Source organism: Enterobacter sp. 237C8 (assembly GCF_034106865.1).
Classification (GTDB): domain Bacteria; phylum Pseudomonadota; class Gammaproteobacteria; order Enterobacterales; family Enterobacteriaceae; genus Enterobacter; species Enterobacter asburiae_B.
In genome coordinates, this window is record NZ_JAWNDF010000001.1 from 758,859 (window position 1) to 777,854 (window position 18,996).

Consider the following 18,996-nt stretch of genomic DNA (forward strand, 5'->3'; position numbering starts at 1 on the left):
GCGTCTCCTCAGGCGATACGGGCGAGCGGGGGAGTCAGGGCGTCGCAGAAATCATTGACGTTACTGACCCAGCCAAAAAAGGTTTCGATGTTGAACAGGGCCGCTTTCTGGGCGAATTCCGGCCCGGCCTGGTGGGTCGCGTCTTCCAGCACCACGCCAAAATACTCGAGGAAAAAGCCGTCGCGCAGGGTCGACTCCACGCAGACGTTGGTGGCGATGCCGGTGAACACCAGATGACGAATGCCCCGGCTGCGCAGCAGGCTGTCGAGCGGGGTGTTGAAAAAGCCGCTGTAGCGCGGTTTGGGCAGAACAATATCGCCCGCCTGCGGTACCAGCTCATCCACCAGCTGATAGTCCCAGCCGCCTTTCGCCAGCAGCTTGCCCTGCAGTTCGGGCCGTTTACGCATGGTTTTCAGGGCGTTCGACTTGTGGAAGTTGGGCGAGCCGGGGCCGCCGGCCTCGACGTACTGGTCATCCCAGCCGTTCTGGAACCAGATGATGAGCATGCCTGCGGCGCGCGCGGCGGCGACGGCGGTTTTAATGTTCTCGATCACCGGCCGGGTGGCGGAGACGTCGAACCCAGCCAGATCCAGATAACCGCCCTGGCTGGCGTAGGCGTTTTGCATGTCCACCACGATCAGCGCGCTTTGCTGGGGCGCGAAGGTGATAGCTTCCGGGCGTGCGTTAAGAGTCGTCATTACGCTACCTCCTTCGTGACGGCAGGGATGTGGGCGCGGCACTGCATCAGCGGCTGGATGCGCTCGCCGAAGGTCTCCACGCCGGTGAGGAAATCGTCGAAGGTCAGCAGAACGCCTTCCGCCCCGGGCACGGCCGCCACTTCGTCCAGCATTCTGGCGACGCTGGCGTACGAGCCGACCAGCGTGCCCATGTTGATATTGACGGCGGAGGTAGGGTCAGCCATCTGGCGAACGTTGGTATCTGCCCCGGAGCGGGTATCTTTCTGGCTCTGCTCGGTGAGCCAGCTCAGGGCCTCCTCGTCGGCGCCGTCCTTATAGCGCTCCCATTTCGCGCGCGCGGCGTCGTCGGTTTCGTCGGCAATGACCATAAACAGCACGTAGGAGCCCACGTCGCGCCCGGTTTTGTCGGCGGCCTCTTTCATGCGCGCGGCGGTCGGGGCGAAGGCGGCAGGCGTGTTCACGCCTTTACCGAAGCAGAAGTTGAAGTCGGCGTATTTCGCGGAAAAATCCATCCCCGCGTCGCTTTGTCCGGCGCAAATCACCTTCATCGGCACCGACGGCTGCGGGCTGACGCGGCAGTCGTTCATGGTGAAGAAATCGCCCTTGAAATCGCTTTTGCCGGTCCCCCACAGGTCGCGCAGCACCTGCACGTATTCGGTCAGGTAGTCGTAGCGACGCGAGAAGTAGTCGTCACCCGGCCAGAGCCCCATCTGCTCGTACTCCGGTTTTTGCCAGCCGGTGACCAGGTTGACGCCAAAACGCCCGCCGGAGATGGAGTCGATGGTGGAGGCCATGCGCGCGACGATCGCCGGGGGCAGGGTGAGCGTGGCGGCGGTGGCGTAGATTTGGATCCGCGAGGTGACCGCGGCCAGCCCGGCCATCAGGGTAAAGGACTCCAGGTTGTGGTCCCAGAATTCGGTTTTGCCGCCAAAGCCGCGCAGCTTGATCATCGAAAGCGCAAAGTCGAAATGGTAATGCTCTGCTTTCTGCACGATGGCTTTATTGAGCTCAAAGGTCGGCATGTATTGCGGTGCAGTGGTCGAGATAAGCCAGCCGTTGTTGCCGATGGGTACAAATACGCCAATTTTCATCACGAACCTCTCTTCATTACGTCGCAGGTGTATCGGTGTTTTTGCAAAGGCGGTGCCAGTTTTGAAAATGGCTGTATTATTAATGTGTTAATCAGAGGTTGGTAGATTGATGCGGCTAAATGTGGACTAACTGGTCAAAAACATTGCACAGAAAACAGGCATTCATGCGCGATCGGAGTGCAGGATGTCGTGGCGAGTCGGGGGTTTTGCTATGCTGAGGGCAACGCAGAATAAGGAGAGCGGGAATGGCACAAGGCGCAGTGAAAACACCAGGTAAACGTTCGCAGGCGGTGAGCGCCAAGAAGCAGGCGATCCTCAGCGCGGCGCTGGAGACTTTTTCGCAGTTTGGTATTCACGGCACGCGCCTGGAGCAGGTGGCTGAGCAGTCCGGCGTATCCAAAACCAATCTGCTTTACTATTACCCGTCGAAAGAGGCGCTCTATGTGGCGGTGATGCAGCAGATCCTCGATATCTGGCTGGCGCCCCTCAAAGCGTTCCGCGCGGAGCTGGCCCCGCTGGTGGCGATCAAAGAGTACATTCGCCTGAAGCTGGAGGTGTCGCGCGATTACCCACAGGCGTCGCGACTGTTTTGTCTTGAGATGCTGCAGGGCGCGCCGCTGCTGCAGGCGGAATTAACCGGAGATTTAAAGCAGCTGGTGGACGATAAGTCGGCCATTATTGCCGGATGGGTCGCCAGCGGAAAACTGGCCCCGGTCGACCCGCATCATCTGATCTTTATGATCTGGGCCTCCACCCAGCATTACGCTGACTTTGCGGCCCAGGTTGAGGCGGTGACCGGTAAAACGCTCCAGGACGAGGCGTTTTTCCACAGCACCCTGGAAAACGTGCAGCGGATGATTATCGAAGGGATCCGCTTACGCTAGTTCCCCCTCACCCCAGCCCTCTCCCTCAAGGGGGAGGGGGCCGTCCGCGCAGGTATTATTTTGTGGGGATCCCTCAGCCCGGCGGGAGAGGGCAGCTTAAGTCGCCCTCTTCACACTGCATCAGCGAGGCCAGAAACGCTTCGCGCTCCACGGTTTTTTCCGCCAGGCACTGGTTAACAACCATTGGCTGGACGCTCCCGCCTTCCGTCCCCGAACCGATAAACGCGCAGTCCGCATCGCGCAGGGTAATCCACGCCTGCTGCGCTTTTTTCAGCAGGTCGCGCTGAGGAGCTGCCGCGCGTTTGATGGCGGCCTGATACGTCTGGTTGAGTTTTTTATCGGCAGCCTGGTACTGCTGCGCGCTACAGGTATTCAGTTCAAGCTGGGTGGTCGCGTTGTCGCACTCGTCGGCCAGCGCGCTGGCGCTCAGCAGCAGTGCCGCACTGGCGATAAGATATCGTTTCATATACTCCCCAATAAAATAAGGCTCCGTCTCCGGAGCCTTATTAGCACAGCGTTAGCCTATTGTCATCAGGCTGGCATTACCGCCTGCCGCCGCGGTGTTGACGCTGAGCGAGCGCTCCACGTACAGACGCTCCAGCAGCAGGTTAGTTTCTCCGCGCGCAAAGCCCTGCACGGAAACGATGGCGCCGCTGCGGGCCGCAACCTGCTCGCACAGTTCGCGCAGCTGATCGGAATCACCGTGGTAGATCACCGCATCAAACGGCTGGGTCAGCAGGCTATCGGCTTTCGCGAAGCGAATGCGGGCCGAGACCGCCTTCGGCAGCTGTTTGGCGAGATCGCGATGCAGGGCATCTTCCGGCCACAGCACTTCACAGCCGGTTGCCATGGCGGCGGCCAGTTGCACCAGCGCGTCCTGCTCGTTATCGGCCACGCACAGCACGCGCTCGCGCGGCATCAGCGTCCAGGTGTTGCGCTCGCCGGTTGGCCCCGGCAGCAGACGCTGCGTGCCCGCCTGCGCCAGCTCGCCGTACTGCTTCGCGACGGCACGCAGTTCAGGACGTTTTTCTGCCCATGTAATGAGCGCCTCCAGCGGCTGGGTCAGCACGGTTTTCAGCTGCGCATCCACCGGATAGTCCGCATCCTGGCGTGCCAGGGTGACGCCCAGGGCGTTCTCCGGACGGTTCGCCAGCAGACGGTACAGGTAGAGCGGACCGCCCGCTTTCGGACCGGTGCCGGAAAGGCCTTCGCCGCCGAACGGCTGCACGCCCACGACCGCGCCAACCATGTTGCGGTTAACGTACAGGTTGCCCACTTTGGCGCTGCCGGTCACCTGCGCGATAGTCTCGTCGATACGGGTATGCACGCCGAGCGTCAGGCCATAGCCGGAGGCGTTGATCTGCTCAACCAGCTCGTTCAGGTTGTTACGGTTGTAGCGCACCACGTGCAGCACCGGGCCGAAGACCTCTTTTTTCAGCTCGTCGAAGCTTGCCAGCTCAATCAGCGTTGGCGGCACAAAGGTGCCGGTCCGCCATTCGCGGGCATCTTCGCTGTTCTCGCGGACCGCCTGGAACACCGGACGGCCTTTCGCGCGCATGGTCTGAATGTGGTTTTCGATGTTGGCTTTGGCTTCCGTGTCGATCACCGGCCCGATATCGGTAGTGAGACGGCCCGGGTTGCCCATGCGGCATTCGGCCATCGCGCCGCGCAGCATCTTCAGCGTGTGGTCCGCCACGTCGTCCTGCAGGCACAGCACGCGCAGGGCGGAGCAGCGCTGACCGGCGCTGTCGAACGCGGAGGCCAGCACGTCGACCACCACCTGCTCGGTAAGGGCAGAGGAGTCTACGATCATGGCGTTCATCCCGCCGGTTTCCGCGATGAGCGGCGTAGGGCGGCCCTGCGCATCCAGACGGGTGGCAATGTTGCGCTGCAGCAGAGACGCTACTTCGGTCGAACCGGTGAACATCACGCCGCGCACGCGGTTGTCGGAGGTCAGTTTGGCACCGACGGTTTCACCGCGGCCCGGCAGCAGCTGAACCACGCCCGCCGGCACGCCGGCTTCGAGAAGAATGTTGATGCCCTGCGCGGCAATCAGCGGGGTCTGCTCTGCCGGTTTTGCCAGCACGCTGTTGCCTGCGGCCAGCGCGGCGGCAATCTGGCCGGTGAAGATCGCCAGCGGGAAGTTCCACGGGCTGATACAGACGACCGGACCCAGCGGACGGTGGGTTTCGTTATCGAAATCATCGCGCACCTGACCGGCGTAGTAGTGCAGGAAGTCGACGGCCTCGCGCACTTCGGCAATCGCGTTGCTGAAGGTTTTACCCGCCTCGCGCACCAGAATGCCGATGAGCGACTGCATCTGATCTTCCATCAGCACCGCCGCGCGCTCCAGAATCGCGGCGCGCTCCTGCGGCGGCGTGGCAAACCAGATAGGGGCGTTGTTCACCGCGCTGTCCAGCGCCTGATCCACTTCCGCTTCGGTCGCTTCACGCGCGTAGCCGACGATATCCTTCGGCTCGGCCGGGTTGATCACCGGCTGCATTTCGCCGTCTGCAACGGGCTGCTCCAGCATCGGTTTGGCCTGCCACTTCTGCAGCGCGCTGTTGAGCAGGGCAGAGGAGAGGGACGCCAGACGGTGTTCGTTGGCGAGATCCAGACCCGCCGAGTTGACGCGGCCTTTGCCGTACAGCTCGCGCGGCAGGGCAATCTTCGGATGCGGCAGTCCAACCTGGCCTTCCTGCGCCGCCATCTTCTCAACGGCCTGCACCGGGTCGGCCACCAGTTCGTCCAGCGGCAGCGTGGTGTCGGCGATGCGGTTAACGAAGGAGGTGTTCGCGCCGTTTTCCAGCAGACGACGCACCAGGTACGCCAGCAGGGTTTCGTGCGTTCCCACCGGAGCATAGATTCGGCATGGGCGGTTCAGCTTGCCGTCCGCCACTTTACCGGTGACCTGCTCGTACAGCGGTTCACCCATACCGTGCAGGCACTGGAACTCGTACTGGCCCGGATAGTAGTTTTGCCCGGCCAGGCTGTAGATCGCCGCCAGGGTGTGGGCGTTGTGGGTAGCGAACTGCGGATAGATCAGGTTCGGCACGCCGAGCAGCTTTTTCGCACAGGCGAGGTAAGAGACGTCGGTGTAAACCTTGCGGGTATAGACCGGATAGCCTTCCAGCCCTTCCATCTGGGCGCGTTTGATTTCGCTGTCCCAGTAGGCGCCTTTCACCAGACGGATCATCAGGCGACGGCGGCTGCGGCTTGCCAGGTCAATCAGGTAATCAATGACGAACGGGCAGCGCTTCTGGTAGGCCTGGATAACGAAGCCAATGCCGTTCCAGCCTGCCAGCTCCGGCTCGAAGCACAGTTTTTCCAGCAGATCGAGGGAGATCTCCAGACGGTCGGCCTCTTCGGCGTCGATGTTAATGCCGATGTCATACTGGCGCGCCAGCAGGGTCAGGGACTTCAGGCGCGGGTAGAGTTCTTCCATCACCCGGTCGTACTGCGCGCGGCTGTAGCGCGGGTGCAGGGCGGAGAGCTTAATGGAGATGCCCGGGCCTTCATAAATACCGCGACCGTTGGACGCTTTACCAATGGCGTGGATCGCCTGCTGGTAAGAAACCATGTAGGCCTGCGCGTCGGCGGCGGTCAGGGCCGCTTCGCCCAGCATGTCGTACGAGTAGCGGAAACCTTTATCTTCCAGCTTGCGGGCGTTCGCCAGCGCTTCGGCAATGGTTTCCCCGGTGACAAACTGCTCGCCCATCAGACGCATCGCCATGTCCACGCCTTTGCGGATCAGCGGCTCGCCGCTCTTGCCGATGATGCGGTTCAGGGAGCGGGAGAGGTTGGCTTCGTTATGGGTGGAGACCAGTTTGCCGGTAAACAGCAGGCCCCAGGTTGCCGCGTTGACGAACAGCGACGGACTGCGGCCAATGTGGGAATGCCAGTTGCCGTTGCTGATCTTGTCGCGGATCAGCGCGTCGCGGGTGGCTTTATCCGGAATACGCAGCAGCGCTTCCGCGAGGCACATCAGCGCCACGCCTTCCTGAGAGGAGAGGGAAAACTCCTGCAGCAGACCCTGAACCATCCCGGCGCGGCCGGTGGCGGTTTTCTGGTTGCGCAGCTTGTCGGCTAACTGATACGCCAGGCTGTGCGCCTGTGCGGCAATGGCTTCCGGCAGGCGAGCCTGCTCCAGCAGCATCGGCACGGCGTCGGTTTCGGCACGGCGGTAGGCGCCGGTAATGGCGGCACGGCTGACGGACTGCGGCAGGATCTGCTCGGCGAATTCGAGGAACGGCTGATGATTCTCGTCGCCAGCGGCCGGGGCTTCTTCGCTTTCATTCGCCGCGCCGGCCAGCAGGGCAGGCAGCTCCGGCAGGCCCTCATCGCTCTCGAGTCTTTCGAGATAGTTAAAAATCGCCTGCTTAATTAACCAGTGCGGCGTGCGGTCAATGCGGGTTGCTGCGGTCTTAATCCGTTCGCGGGTTGCGTCATCCAGCTTAACCCCCATGGTGGTCATACCCATGCCAAAGCTCCTGTTGTTCTGTAATAGCGTTCTGTTGATAGCGTGAAATATCCACCATGTTGCAACTTTGTGCAACCGTGTTAAATGTGACCTGGTTTGCAACCCGGAAAATGAATGGATTGTTAACGAATAGTTAGCTGGGAAAACGCGCTGGCTTTTGTGCGGGAAGCCTGGTTTTATGCGGTAGTTAACACTTTTCAAAGGTGCAACCCGTAAAAGCGTGAGCGAGTGCAACCTATAGGAAACTCGTATCAAACCGGGGATGAAATTGATGTAAATGCAGTGTTAAATCGTTTGTCAGCGGAAGGCGCATACGGCAGGATAGCGCGCCCAACCGAAACACAAGATACATTCACCTCGTTCCGGTGATCATATAACAAGGCAGCCCGGATGGTTGTCGCTCGACATTTTGGAGAATTTGAATGGCTATTAGCACACCGATGCTGGTGACATTTCTCGTTTATATTTTTGGCATGATCCTGATAGGGTTTTTGGCGTGGCGTTCTACAAAGAACTTTGACGACTACATTCTGGGCGGACGCAGTTTAGGCCCGATGGTGACCGCACTCTCTGCGGGCGCCTCCGACATGAGCGGCTGGCTGCTGATGGGGCTGCCCGGCGCGATTTTCATCTCCGGTATCTCTGAAAGCTGGATCGCCATCGGTCTGACCGCGGGCGCATGGATCAACTGGAAGCTGGTGGCAGGCCGTCTGCGCGTGCATACCGAGGCCAACAACAACGCCCTGACGCTGCCGGATTATTTCACCGGACGTTTTGAAGATAACAGCCGCATCCTGCGCATTATCTCTGCGGTGGTTATCCTGCTGTTCTTCACCATCTACTGCGCCTCCGGCATCGTGGCCGGCGCGCGTCTGTTCGAAAGCACCTTCGGCATGAGCTACGAAACCGCCCTGTGGGCCGGTGCGGCGGCGACCATCCTCTATACCTTCGTGGGCGGGTTCCTGGCGGTAAGCTGGACCGACACCGTGCAGGCGAGCCTGATGATCTTCGCCCTGATCCTGACTCCGGTGATTGTGATTTTCACCGTTGGCGGCTTTGGCGAATCGCTGGAAGTGATCAAGCAGAAGAGCATCGAAAACGTCGACATGCTGAAAGGGCTGAACTTCGTGGCCATCGTCTCGCTGATGGGCTGGGGTCTGGGCTACTTCGGTCAGCCGCATATCCTGGCGCGCTTTATGGCGGCGGATTCCCACCACACCATCGTTCATGCCCGTCGCATCAGCATGACGTGGATGATCCTGTGTCTGGCAGGGGCGTGTGCGGTCGGCTTCTTCGGCATCGCGTACTTCAACAACAACCCGGCGCAGGCGGGCGCGGTCAACCAGAACGCCGAGCGCGTGTTCATCGAGCTGGCGCAAATTCTGTTTAACCCGTGGATTGCCGGTATTCTGCTCTCCGCAATCCTGGCGGCGGTGATGTCCACCCTGAGCTGTCAGCTGCTGGTTTGCTCCAGTGCGATCACCGAAGACCTTTACAAAGCCTTCCTGCGTAAAAATGCGAGCCAGAAAGAGCTGGTGTGGGTAGGGCGCTTTATGGTGCTGCTGGTGGCGCTGATTGCCATCGCGCTGGCGGCCAACCCGGAAAACCGCGTGCTGGGCCTCGTGAGCTACGCGTGGGCGGGCTTCGGTGCGGCGTTTGGTCCGGTCGTGCTGTTCTCCGTCATGTGGTCACGTATGACCCGTAACGGCGCGCTGGCGGGGATGATTATCGGTGCGCTGACCGTTATCGTCTGGAAACAGTTCGCGTGGCTGGGCCTGTACGAAATCATTCCGGGCTTCATCTTCGGCAGCATCGGCATCGTGGTGTTCAGCCTGCTGGGTAAAGCCCCGTCTGCCTCCATGCAGAAACGCTTTGCTGAAGCCGACGCGCATTACCACACTGCGCCGCCGTCTAAGCTCCAGGCAGAATAATTTTTCTCGCAGCACAATGCAGGCCGGGTGAGCGCAAGCGCACCCGGCTTTTTTCTTGCCAAAATCCGTAATTTCCTGTGATATCCCTGTGCTTATAACAATGAGGATAGCGAAGCATGACAATCAAAACAGGGGTAATGGCAGCGGCACTATTGATGCTCGCTGGCTGCACGGCGCCATCGCAACACGCGGCTGTAGAGACCTGCAAGGCGGATAACCAGATGCAGCAAACCACGCTCTATTTCGGCTTAAATCGTCCTGCCGGGGCGCAAATCACCAGCAACGAGTGGCAGCAGTTTGTTGACCAGGACGTGACGCCGCGTTTCCGCGATGGCTTAACGGTGTTTGACGCGCGCGGGCAGTGGCTGGGGAACGACGGGAAAGTGGCGCGTGAACCCAGCAAAGCGCTGATGCTGATCCACGGTAAGGATGCGCAGAGCGAGAAGAACATCGAAGCGTTACGCGGGATTTATAAATCACGCTTCGCGCAGGAGTCGGTGATGCGCGTCGACCAGCCGGTGTGCGTGCAGTTCTAATAAAAACGGCGGGAAATCCCGCCGTTGTTGTTTTGTAGGCCGGGTAAGCGAAGCGCCACCCGGTATTGCATCAGAGCACCAACCCCGCAAAGCTCGCCGACAGCAGGCTCACCAGCGTCGCGCCGTACACCAGACGCAGACCAAACCGCGACACCACATTCCCCTGCTGCTCGTTAAGGCCCTTAATCGCCCCGGCCACAATGCCGATGGACGCGAAGTTCGCGAAGGACACCAGGAAGACGGATAAAATGCCCAGCCCGCGCGGGGACATCTGATGCGCGATTTTTTGCAGCTCAATCATCGCCACAAATTCATTCGCCACCAGCTTGGTCGCCATAATACTGCCCGCATTTAAGGCATCACTCAGCGGAATACCCACCAGCCATGCCAGGGGATAAAATACATAGCCCAGGATCTGCTGGAAGCTCATGCCAAATACGCTGGAGAAGAGGGCGTTAACGGCGCTAATAAGTGCGATAAAGCCGATCAGCATAGCCAGAATAATCATCGCCACCTTAAAACCGGCCAGAATATACTCGCCGAGCATTTCGAAGAAGCTCTGCGATTCATGCAGTTTTTCCAGCTTGATATCCGGCTCCGCTTCCGGGCGCGCCGGGTTGATGACGGAGAGAATAATAAAGGTGCTGAACATGTTCAGAATCAGCGCCGCGACGACAAATTTGGCGTCGAGCATGGTCATATAGGCGCCGACAATCGACAGGGAGACCGTCGACATGGCCGTGGCCGCCATGGTGAAGAGACGACGAGAGGAGAGATCGCCCAGCACGCCCTTGTAGGCAATGAAGTTTTCCGACTGGCCGAGGATCAGCGAACTCACCGCGTTAAAGGATTCCAGCTTGCCCATACCGTTCAGTTTTGACAGCAGCGTGCCGATGACCCGAATAAAAATCGGCAGGATCCGCCAGTGCTGAAGAATACCAATCAGTGCGGAAATAAAAATAATCGGGCAGAGCACGCCGAGGAAAATGAACGCCAGCCCTTTTTCCCCCATTCCGCCAAAGACGAAATTGGTCCCTTCCGAAGCAAATTTCAGCAGCGACTCAAAGAAGCCGGAAACATATTTAATCAGGAATAACCCGCTTTCGGCGTGCAGGAAAAAGAACGCCAGCGCAATTTCAATAACAATCAGCTGTAAAACATAACGAATGCGAATTTTTCGGCGGTCGAAACTTACCAGCCAGGCAAGCGCGAGAATAATGACCAGCGCCAGCAGGAAATGGACAATTTTAAACATAATTAATTTTCACCAGATGTTTGAGGCGGATATTTAGCCACAGCCCCGTACCAGCGTAAATGGGCATTTTCGTTATAACTTATAAACCTGAACGTAACGTATGTAACTATTACCAGGCTCGGCGTTTACAACTCGTCATCAAAACACCACACATTTCGCTTGTGTTTCTTTTCGCCGTAATGATAATCACTATCACAAGAATTTACCTTTCTTTGCATCAGTTGACCGCGATAAACATTTAAGGTGTCGGCATGTTTGTTCCATTTCTCATTATGTTACGTGAAGGGCTTGAAGCTGCCCTTATCGTGAGCCTCATCGCCAGCTATCTGAAGCGAACCCAGCGCGGACGCTGGATTGGCGTCATGTGGGTCGGGGTATTTCTTGCCGCGGCACTCTGTCTGGGCCTCGGTATCCTCATCAACGAAACCACCGGGGAGTTCCCGCAGAAAGAGCAGGAGCTGTTCGAAGGGATCGTCGCCGTGATTGCGGTGGTGATCCTGACCTGGATGGTGTTCTGGATGCGTAAAGTCTCCCGTAACGTGAAGGTGCAGCTGGAGCAGGCGGTGGATAATGCGCTGCAAAAGGGCAATAACCACGGCTGGGCGCTGATCATGATGGTCTTTTTTGCCGTCGCGCGTGAAGGCCTGGAGTCCGTTTTCTTCCTGCTGGCGGCGTTTCAGCAGGATGTCGGTATCTGGCCGCCGGTTGGCGCGATGCTCGGGCTGGCAACCGCCGTTGTGCTGGGCTTTCTGCTCTACTGGGGCGGTATTCGCCTGAACCTGGGCGCCTTCTTCAAGTGGACCAGCCTGTTTATTCTGCTGGTGGCGGCTGGGCTGGCGGCAGGGGCGATTCGCGCCTTCCACGAGGCGGGCCTGTGGAACCATTTCCAGGACGTGGCGTTCGACCTCAGCAACGTGCTCTCCACGCACTCTCTGACCGGCACCCTGCTCGAAGGTATCTTCGGCTATCAGGAAACGCCGAGCGTCAGCGAAGTGGCGATGTACTTTATCTATCTGGTTCCGGCGCTGGTGCTGTTCGCAATGCCGCCGCGTACCGGCACGCAGGCGTCGCGCGTTACGCCATAATTTTTATTTTAGTTACAACATACTTTTAAAGGGAAGAGTCATGGCAATTCAGTTCCGTCGTAGTGCGTTATGCGCAGGCATTGCCGCGCTGTTCGCTTCTGCATTCTCCGCCTGGGGCGCGGATGTTCCTCAGGTTAAAATCACCGTTAATGATAAGCAGTGTGAGCCGATGACTCTCACGGTGAACAGCGGCAAAACCCAGTTTATTATTCAGAACCACAGCCAGAAAGCGCTGGAGTGGGAGATCCTGAAAGGGGTTCTGGTGGTGGAGGAGCGCGAAAACATCGCCCCTGGCTTCAGCCAGAAGATGACCGCCAACCTGCAGCCGGGCGAGTATGAGATGACCTGCGGCCTGCTGACCAACCCTAAAGGGAAGCTGATCGTCAAAGGTGAAGCGACGGCCGATGCGGCGAAAGGTGCTGCGGTGCTGAGCCTGGGCGACGCGATTACGGCGTATAAAGCCTATGTCACGAAAGAAACGGCGGACCTGGCGGCGGCAACCAAAGCCTTTACCGATGCGGTGAAGGCCGGTGATATCGAAAAAGCGAAATCCCTGTATGCACCAACCCGTCAGCACTACGAGCGCATCGAGCCGATTGCCGAACTGTTCTCTGACCTTGATGGCAGCATTGATGCCCGCGAAGACGATTACGAGCAGAAAGCCGCCGATCCGAAATTCACCGGTTTCCACCGTCTGGAAAAAGCGCTGTTTGGCGACAACTCCACCAAAGGGATGGAGAAATACGCCGAGCAGCTGAACGGCGACGTGCTGGAGCTGCAAAAGCGCATCAGCGAGCTGGCCTTCCCGCCGTCAAAAGTGGTGGGCGGCGCGGCTGGTCTGATTGAAGAAGTGGCCGCGAGCAAAATCAGCGGCGAAGAAGATCGCTACAGCCATACCGATCTGTGGGACTTCCAGGCCAACGTCGACGGCGCGCAGAAAATTGTTAACCTGCTGCGTCCACAGCTGCAGAAAGAGAACGGCGAACTGCTGGCCAAAGTGGATGCCAACTTCAAAAAAGTCGACACCATTCTGGCGAAGTACCGTACCAAAGACGGGTTTGAAACCTACGACAAGCTGACCGATGCCGACCGTAACGCGCTGAAAGGCCCGATTACCGCCCTGGCGGAAGATCTCTCTCTGCTGCGCGGCGTACTGGGTCTGGACTAAGCACGATGAATAAGCATAACGAGAACGATGTGGTTGAGCCTTCACGTCGTCGATTGTTAAAAGGAGTAGGGGCGCTGGGGGGCGCTCTTGCTCTGGCCGGTGGCTGTCCGGTAGCGCATGCGGCGAAACCGCAGAGCGCGCCCGGCACGCTGTCACCCAATGCCCGCATGGAGACGCAGCCATTTTATGGCGAGCATCAGTCGGGCATCCTGACGCCGCAGCAGGCGTCCATGATGCTGGTGGCCTTTGATTCGCTGGCCAGCGATAAAGCCGATCTGGAGCGCCTGTTCCGCCTGCTGACGACGCGCATCGCGTTTCTCACCGCAGGCGGACCGGCGCCCGATACGCCGAACCCGCGTCTGCCGCCAATGGACTCCGGCATTCTGGGGCCGTTTATCGCCCCGGATAACCTGACCATTACCGTTTCGCTCGGTGAGTCGCTGTTTGATGCGCGCTATGGGCTGGCAAAACAGAAGCCGAAAGCGCTGCAGAAAATGACGCGTTTCCCGAATGACTCCCTGGACGCGGCGCTGTGCCATGGCGACCTGCTCCTGCAGATTTGCGCCAATACTCAGGACACGGTGATCCACGCCCTGCGCGATATCATCAAGCACACGCCGGATCTGCTGAGCGTGCGCTGGAAGCGGGAAGGTTTTATCTCGGACCACGCCGCCCGCAGTAAAGGGAAAGAGACCCCGGTGAACCTGCTGGGCTTTAAGGACGGTACGGCCAACCCGGACAGCAGCGATGCGGCGTTGATGAAAGACGTGGTATGGGTGACGGCGGATCAGGGCGAACCGGCGTGGGCGGTGGGCGGCAGCTATCAGGCGGTGCGGATTATCCAGTTCCACGTGGAGTTCTGGGACCGCACGCCGCTCAAAGAACAGCAGACGATCTTTGGTCGCGATAAGCAAAGCGGCGCGCCGCTCGGCATGAAGAACGAGCATGACGTGCCCGACTACGCCAGCGATCCCAATGGCGATACCATCGCGCTGGACAGCCACATTCGTCTGGCTAATCCGCGCACCAAAGAGACGCAGTCCAGCCTGATGATGCGTCGTGGCTACAGCTATTCGCTCGGCGTGACCAACGCCGGTCAGCTTGATATGGGCCTGCTGTTCGTCTGCTATCAGCACGATCTGGAAAAAGGCTTCCTGACCGTGCAGAAGCGGCTCAACGGCGAAGCGCTGGAAGAGTACATTAAGCCCATCGGCGGCGGCTATTTCTTTGCCCTGCCGGGCGTGCGCGATCGGAACGCGTACCTCGCTCAAGGTCTTATTGAAGCCTGATAATTGTCCCCGCAACCGTTCGCGGGGACATTATTTTTTCATATGACTATCCTCCTGTTATATTTCTGTAATATTTCTATATGAGACTGATTTCACCTGTAGGGACAGTCTTAAAAGTTGCATTCAGGTAAAATAAATGTTGCATTTATGATAACTCCTGATGTACTTAAGATAAGACAGCGGTAGTTCCCGGCAGTGATGCTGAATCACTATGGAGATCGCGAATGGTTGCGTCCTGTACTGGACAAGGTAAACATAACAACCGCAGCACCCGGCGCGGAGGCTCAGACTCCGGCAGCGATTTCCTCACCACTAAATTCTCCCCCCTTCCTCAAGAATCTGATTCGACCGACGTGCAGAACGGTGCGCGTAGCTGTTCCGTATCGTTATCCGATAAAGCAAGCAATGGCTTACAAGGAAGCCAACCCTCTGATGTTCGTGCGCATAATCGTGCCGAAGCTGGCGCGTGTGATGAATACCAACAACTCAAGGTGCTATCCATGGGAAGACAAAAAGCAGTGATCAAAGCTCGTCGCGAAGCAAAACGTGTGCTGAGACGGGATTCACGTAGCCATAAACAGCGTGAAGAAGAATCGGTCACCTCGCTTGTGCAGATGAGTGGCGTAGAAGCAATTGGCATGGCCCGAGACAGCCGTGATAATTCTCCAATTGTGGCGCGCAATGAGGCTCAGGCGCACTACCTGAATGCTATCGAGAGTAAACAGCTCATCTTTGCAACCGGTGAAGCCGGATGCGGGAAAACCTGGATCAGTGCAGCCAAAGCGGCGGAAGCGCTGATTCATAAGGATGTGGAGCGCATTATTGTTACCCGTCCTGTACTGCAGGCTGATGAAGATCTCGGCTTCCTCCCCGGAGATATTTCGGAGAAGTTTGCTCCGTACTTCAGGCCCGTCTATGACGTGCTGGTGAAGCGACTGGGTGCATCCTTTATGCAGTACTGCCTGCGACCAGAGATTGGCAAGGTGGAAATCGCGCCGTTCGCCTATATGCGCGGACGTACATTTGAAAATGCGGTCGTCATTCTTGACGAGGCTCAGAACGTGACCGCTGCGCAAATGAAGATGTTTTTAACGCGCCTCGGGGAGAACGTGACGGTTATCGTTAACGGCGATATTACCCAGTGTGACCTGCCATCCGGCGTGAAATCCGGGCTGAGCGACGCCATGTCACGTTTTGAGGAAGATGAGATGATTGGGGTGGTACGCTTCACCAAAGAGGACTGCGTGCGTTCCGCGCTCTGTCAGCGCACGCTTCAAGCGTATTATTGAGTTTGCTGTTGTGTTCAAGGCCCGGGAAACCGGGCTTTGTTTTTTGTGCTTTTTATCCACTCTCACCTGGGGAGAGGGGCAGGGTGAGGGGCTCAGGCCGCACCGGGCTGCATATAGCACCGGGGGATTCTCATCCCCCCGCAGGCGTGCAACATGCGAAAAAAAAGCCCGCATTTTCATGCGAGCTCTTCTTTAAATATGGCGGTGAGGGGGGGATTGACTCGCTTCGCTCGCCCTGCGGGCAGACTGTTCGCTACGCTCTCAGTCTGTCCAACTGGCTGTCACCAGTTGTCGAACCCCGGTCGGGGATTCTCATCCCCCCGCAGGCGTGCAACATGCGAAAAAAAAGCCCGCATTTTCATGCGAGCTCTTCTTTAAATATGGCGGTGAGGGGGGGATTCGAACCCCCGATACGTTGCCGTATACACACTTTCCAGGCGTGCTCCTTCAGCCACTCGGACACCTCACCATATTTTTTTGCTGCCTGACCGCTTGGGGGGCAACGGGGCGCTACTATAGGGAGTTGCGCTAACACGGTCAAGCAGATTTTCTGTATTCGTGCTCGTTCGGTTAAGCCTTAATCAGCTCTTGTCGCAGCACGGGTAATTAACGCTGTGAATCGAGCACTTCGCTGTTTTTAACTACTTCCTGTGCTTTGCCGTAGCTTTCGATCAGCAGCTGGTAAGCCGGGAAGATGTGGGTATACACCTCAGCCCACTCGGCTGCGTCCTCACGGTTCCAGGTTCTCTGGATCTCAGAGGCCACCGCCGCCGTATCCATCGGAACCACACCGGCCTGCACCACGCGCGCCAGGGTGATCTCCTGCGCAATTTTGCTGTAGGTGCCGGAGGCATCAATCACCGCAAACACCTTATAGCCGTCCGCCACCGCGCTGATTGACGGGAAGGCCATGCAGACGCTGGTGATAGTGCCCGCGATAATCAGCGTCTTGCGCCCGGTCGCTTTCACCGCAGCAACAAAATCCGGGTTATCCCAGGCGTTGATCTCGCCTTTACGGGCAACATACTGCGCATGCGGCGCGTTGGCGTGGATCTCCGGGATAAGCGGTCCGTTCGGTCCCTGCGGGACGGACGCGGTGGTGATCACAGGGATCTTCGCCAGAGTCGCGATTTTTGCCAGCGCAGCCGCACGGGCGCGCAGTTCCGGCATTGGCATATCCCCAACGGTCTGGAACAGACCGCTCTGGTGATCGATAAGCAACATCACCGCATCGTTCACATCAATAACCGGACGTGCGCCATTAAAATTCGCAGGTGTAGACATTATCTTCTCCTTTATTAATTTCAGATCTGGCCGAAGCGGCCGGAATTAAAATCACGAATGGCTTCGTTGATTTCGCTTTTACTGTTCATCACAAACGGGCCATAGCCCACGATGGGTTCATTCAGCGGCTCGCCCGCCATCAGCAGCACTTTGGCATCGCTGTTCGCCTCCAGGTGCAGTTTGTCGCCTTCCTGACTCAAAACGACCAGCTGGGCTTCACCCGCCTGCGTTGTACCGTTCACCGTAATGTTGCCTTCAAGCACGACCAGCGCGGTGCTCCAGCCTTCGGGCTGATTGAGCGTCAGATGGCTTCCCAGGTTCAGCGCGATGTCCCAGACGTTGAGAGGTGAGAAGGTGTGCGCCGGGCCGGTTACAGCCTCGTAGCGACCGGCAATAACCCGCAGCGAACCGCTGTTATCCGGTAGCGTCACGACCGGGATCGCATCCTTCGTCATGCTCTGGTAGCCCGGTGCCGCCATCTTGTCTTTGGCCGGCAGGTTGACCCAAAGCTGCATCATTTTCAGTTCTCCGCCTTTCTGCGAGAACGCGCTGGAGTGGAATTCCTCGTGCAAAATGCCTGCACCTGCCGTCATCCACTGCACGTCGCCGGGGCCAATGACGCCGCCTTTGCCCGTGGAGTCGCGATGCTCCACTTCACCGGAATAGACGATGGTGACCGTTTCAAAACCCCGGTGAGGGTGTTGGCCTACGCCGCGTTTCGCCCCATCTGCCGGAAAGCTGTACGGGCCCGCGTAGTCCAGCAGCAGGAACGGGCTCAGCGGCTCGCCGTGGGTTTGGTAAGAAAACATCGAACGGACCGGGAAACCATCGCCAACCCAGTGCTGGCGGGGAGCGGTATAAACGCCTGTTACGTTTTTCATGATTAACTCCTGATGTTCTGTTGATGTAATTAGCTTATATTCAGAGTTAATACTCCGGTAGATAGTGAAATTGGCATTCACTGTTCTGAAAATGGAACGATGAGGATTTATGCAGGATCTCAATGACTTCGTCTGGTTTGTGAAGGTGGTGGACTACGGCGGCTTTGCGGCGGCGGGAAGGGCGCTTGATCTGCCAAAGTCCAGGCTAAGCCGCCGGATAGCGCAGCTGGAAGAACGCCTTGGCGTGCGGCTCATCCACCGTACAACCCGACAGTTTACGGTGACCGAGGTCGGGCAGACCTTCTACCAGCACTGTAAAGCGATGATGGTGGAGGCCGAGGCCGCGGAGGAAGCCGTGGCGGCACTGCAGGCTGAACCGCGCGGTGTTGTCAGGATTACGTGCCCGATAACTCTGTTGCATGTCCACGTGGGTCCGATGCTGGCCAGATTTATGGCGCGCTACCCCGGGATCAATCTTCAGCTTGAGGCGACCAACCGGCGGGTCGATCTTGTTGGCGAAGGTATTGATGTGGCGATCCGCGTGCGTCCGCGTCCGTTTGATGACAGCGACCTGGTATTAAGGGTGCTGGCTGACAGGGGACATTGTCTGGTCGCGGGTCCGGAGTTGATTCAACGCATGGGAGAACCCGTCATGCCGTCTGAACTATGTGCCTGGCCCGGGTTAAGCATGAACGAGGGGAAACATATTCATAAATGGGAGCTGTCCGGTCCCGGAGGTGCCAAAGCGGAGATCCATTACCACCCTCGATTGATCACCACCGACATGCTGGCGCTACGTGAAGCTGCCATGGCAGGCATCGGCGTGGTGCAGCTGCCGATTTTGATGGTCAAGGACCAGCTGGCGACGGGGGAACTGGTACGGGTGCTGGATGCGTGGGAACCCCGACGCGAAGTGATTCACGCGGTTTATCCTTCGCGGCGCGGCCTGCTGCCGTCCGTCAGGACGCTGGTGGATTTTCTGACCGAAGAGTATGCGCGGATGGTGGAAGAGTAACACTTCCCTCTCCCCTGGGGAGAGGGGCAGGGTGAGGGGCTCAGGCCGCACCGAGCTGCATATAGCACCGGGGGTTCTCATCCCCCCCTTTACGGAGAATATAAAAGAAA

Annotated in this window: 15 protein-coding genes, 1 tRNA gene and 1 other RNA gene; 8 read left to right on the forward strand and 9 right to left on the reverse strand. The window is 58.2% G+C overall.

The window, feature by feature from the left end; translation table 11 throughout:
- Positions 1-8: 8 nt before the first annotated feature.
- Complete coding sequence (rutB, locus tag USF70_RS03665; protein WP_033145167.1) at positions 9-698, reverse strand: pyrimidine utilization protein B; 690 nt, start codon at positions 696-698, stop codon at positions 9-11.
- A complete protein-coding gene (gene rutA / locus USF70_RS03670; protein ID WP_320735282.1) occupies positions 698-1,789 on the reverse strand; it encodes a pyrimidine utilization protein A in 1,092 nt (363 codons plus the stop codon). Before rutA ends, rutB begins: the two co-directional genes overlap by 1 nt.
- A 245-nt stretch (positions 1,790-2,034) precedes the next feature.
- Here rutA and rutR point away from each other — a divergent pair, with 245 nt between their 5' ends.
- Complete coding sequence (rutR, locus tag USF70_RS03675; RefSeq protein WP_032658081.1) at positions 2,035-2,673, forward strand: HTH-type transcriptional regulator RutR; 639 nt, start codon at positions 2,035-2,037, stop codon at positions 2,671-2,673.
- A gap of 73 nt (positions 2,674-2,746) precedes the next feature.
- On the opposite strand, the gene USF70_RS03680 is transcribed toward rutR, so the two are convergent.
- Positions 2,747-3,139: a lysozyme inhibitor LprI family protein gene (locus USF70_RS03680; protein WP_320735283.1), complete on the reverse strand. Its 393-nt coding sequence runs from the start codon at positions 3,137-3,139 to the stop codon at positions 2,747-2,749.
- A gap of 51 nt (positions 3,140-3,190) precedes the next feature.
- The gene (gene putA / locus USF70_RS03685; protein WP_240608053.1) at positions 3,191-7,153 is read right to left on the reverse strand and encodes a trifunctional transcriptional regulator/proline dehydrogenase/L-glutamate gamma-semialdehyde dehydrogenase; all 3,963 of its coding nucleotides are present in this window, start codon (positions 7,151-7,153) and stop codon (positions 3,191-3,193) included.
- 422 nt (positions 7,154-7,575) lie between these two features.
- On the opposite strand from putA, the gene putP reads away from it, so the two are divergent.
- A complete protein-coding gene (putP, locus tag USF70_RS03690; RefSeq protein WP_033145171.1) occupies positions 7,576-9,084 on the forward strand; it encodes a sodium/proline symporter PutP in 1,509 nt (502 codons plus the stop codon).
- A gap of 116 nt (positions 9,085-9,200) precedes the next feature.
- Complete coding sequence (locus tag USF70_RS03695) at positions 9,201-9,620, forward strand: DUF3574 domain-containing protein (RefSeq protein WP_028019107.1); 420 nt, start codon at positions 9,201-9,203, stop codon at positions 9,618-9,620.
- 70 nt (positions 9,621-9,690) lie between these two features.
- On the opposite strand, the gene USF70_RS03700 is transcribed toward USF70_RS03695, so the two are convergent.
- Positions 9,691-10,875: a NupC/NupG family nucleoside CNT transporter gene (locus USF70_RS03700; protein ID WP_029740188.1), complete on the reverse strand. Its 1,185-nt coding sequence runs from the start codon at positions 10,873-10,875 to the stop codon at positions 9,691-9,693.
- 251 nt (positions 10,876-11,126) lie between these two features.
- Between USF70_RS03700 and efeU the strand changes: the two genes are divergently transcribed.
- From efeU to phoH, 4 genes are all read left to right on the forward strand, one after another.
- Complete coding sequence (gene efeU, locus USF70_RS03705) at positions 11,127-11,960, forward strand: iron uptake transporter permease EfeU (protein ID WP_033145172.1); 834 nt, start codon at positions 11,127-11,129, stop codon at positions 11,958-11,960.
- A gap of 40 nt (positions 11,961-12,000) precedes the next feature.
- Positions 12,001-13,128 (forward strand): iron uptake system protein EfeO, encoded by a 1,128-nt coding sequence (efeO, locus tag USF70_RS03710; protein WP_320735284.1) that lies wholly within the window; start codon positions 12,001-12,003, stop codon positions 13,126-13,128.
- Between the two features lie 5 nt (positions 13,129-13,133).
- On the forward strand, positions 13,134-14,417 hold the full coding sequence (gene efeB, locus USF70_RS03715) for an iron uptake transporter deferrochelatase/peroxidase subunit (RefSeq protein WP_033145174.1): 1,284 nt from the start codon (positions 13,134-13,136) through the stop codon (positions 14,415-14,417).
- 500 nt (positions 14,418-14,917) lie between these two features.
- Complete coding sequence (gene phoH, locus USF70_RS03720; protein ID WP_024908976.1) at positions 14,918-15,706, forward strand: phosphate starvation-inducible protein PhoH; 789 nt, start codon at positions 14,918-14,920, stop codon at positions 15,704-15,706.
- 199 nt (positions 15,707-15,905) lie between these two features.
- Here phoH and USF70_RS03725 read toward each other — a convergent pair.
- The 4 genes from USF70_RS03725 to USF70_RS03740 all read right to left on the reverse strand — a co-directional run bounded on the left by USF70_RS03725 (position 15,906) and on the right by USF70_RS03740 (position 17,871).
- Positions 15,906-16,043: non-coding RNA, RtT sRNA (locus tag USF70_RS03725), on the reverse strand.
- Positions 16,044-16,087: 44 nt separating this feature from the next.
- Positions 16,088-16,175 (reverse strand) — tRNA-Ser (locus USF70_RS03730).
- Between the two features lie 137 nt (positions 16,176-16,312).
- On the reverse strand, positions 16,313-16,990 hold the full coding sequence (locus USF70_RS03735; RefSeq protein ID WP_320735285.1) for an isochorismatase family protein: 678 nt from the start codon (positions 16,988-16,990) through the stop codon (positions 16,313-16,315).
- 20 nt (positions 16,991-17,010) lie between these two features.
- On the reverse strand, positions 17,011-17,871 hold the full coding sequence (locus USF70_RS03740) for a pirin family protein (RefSeq protein ID WP_320735286.1): 861 nt from the start codon (positions 17,869-17,871) through the stop codon (positions 17,011-17,013).
- A 109-nt stretch (positions 17,872-17,980) separates the two neighbouring features.
- Here USF70_RS03740 and USF70_RS03745 point away from each other — a divergent pair, with 109 nt between their 5' ends.
- Positions 17,981-18,886: a LysR family transcriptional regulator gene (locus USF70_RS03745; protein ID WP_320735287.1), complete on the forward strand. Its 906-nt coding sequence runs from the start codon at positions 17,981-17,983 to the stop codon at positions 18,884-18,886.
- Positions 18,887-18,996: the final 110 nt, after the last annotated feature.

What these genes read in the sequence shown, in the direction of transcription:
- rutB (WP_033145167.1), bottom strand. Translation starts at nt 698, where the DNA reads ATGACGACTCTTAACGCACGCCCGGAAGCTATCACCTTCGCGCCCCAG.
- rutA (WP_320735282.1), bottom strand. Translation starts at nt 1,789, where the DNA reads ATGAAAATTGGCGTATTTGTACCCATCGGCAACAACGGCTGGCTTATC.
- rutR (WP_032658081.1), top strand. Translation starts at nt 2,035, where the DNA reads ATGGCACAAGGCGCAGTGAAAACACCAGGTAAACGTTCGCAGGCGGTG.
- USF70_RS03680 (WP_320735283.1), bottom strand. Translation starts at nt 3,139, where the DNA reads ATGAAACGATATCTTATCGCCAGTGCGGCACTGCTGCTGAGCGCCAGC.
- putA (WP_240608053.1), bottom strand. Translation starts at nt 7,153, where the DNA reads ATGGGTATGACCACCATGGGGGTTAAGCTGGATGACGCAACCCGCGAA.
- putP (WP_033145171.1), top strand. Translation starts at nt 7,576, where the DNA reads ATGGCTATTAGCACACCGATGCTGGTGACATTTCTCGTTTATATTTTT.
- USF70_RS03695 (WP_028019107.1), top strand. Translation starts at nt 9,201, where the DNA reads ATGACAATCAAAACAGGGGTAATGGCAGCGGCACTATTGATGCTCGCT.
- USF70_RS03700 (WP_029740188.1), bottom strand. Translation starts at nt 10,875, where the DNA reads ATGTTTAAAATTGTCCATTTCCTGCTGGCGCTGGTCATTATTCTCGCG.
- efeU (WP_033145172.1), top strand. Translation starts at nt 11,127, where the DNA reads ATGTTTGTTCCATTTCTCATTATGTTACGTGAAGGGCTTGAAGCTGCC.
- efeO (WP_320735284.1), top strand. Translation starts at nt 12,001, where the DNA reads ATGGCAATTCAGTTCCGTCGTAGTGCGTTATGCGCAGGCATTGCCGCG.
- efeB (WP_033145174.1), top strand. Translation starts at nt 13,134, where the DNA reads ATGAATAAGCATAACGAGAACGATGTGGTTGAGCCTTCACGTCGTCGA.
- phoH (WP_024908976.1), top strand. Translation starts at nt 14,918, where the DNA reads ATGGGAAGACAAAAAGCAGTGATCAAAGCTCGTCGCGAAGCAAAACGT.
- USF70_RS03735 (WP_320735285.1), bottom strand. Translation starts at nt 16,990, where the DNA reads ATGTCTACACCTGCGAATTTTAATGGCGCACGTCCGGTTATTGATGTG.
- USF70_RS03740 (WP_320735286.1), bottom strand. Translation starts at nt 17,871, where the DNA reads ATGAAAAACGTAACAGGCGTTTATACCGCTCCCCGCCAGCACTGGGTT.
- USF70_RS03745 (WP_320735287.1), top strand. Translation starts at nt 17,981, where the DNA reads ATGCAGGATCTCAATGACTTCGTCTGGTTTGTGAAGGTGGTGGACTAC.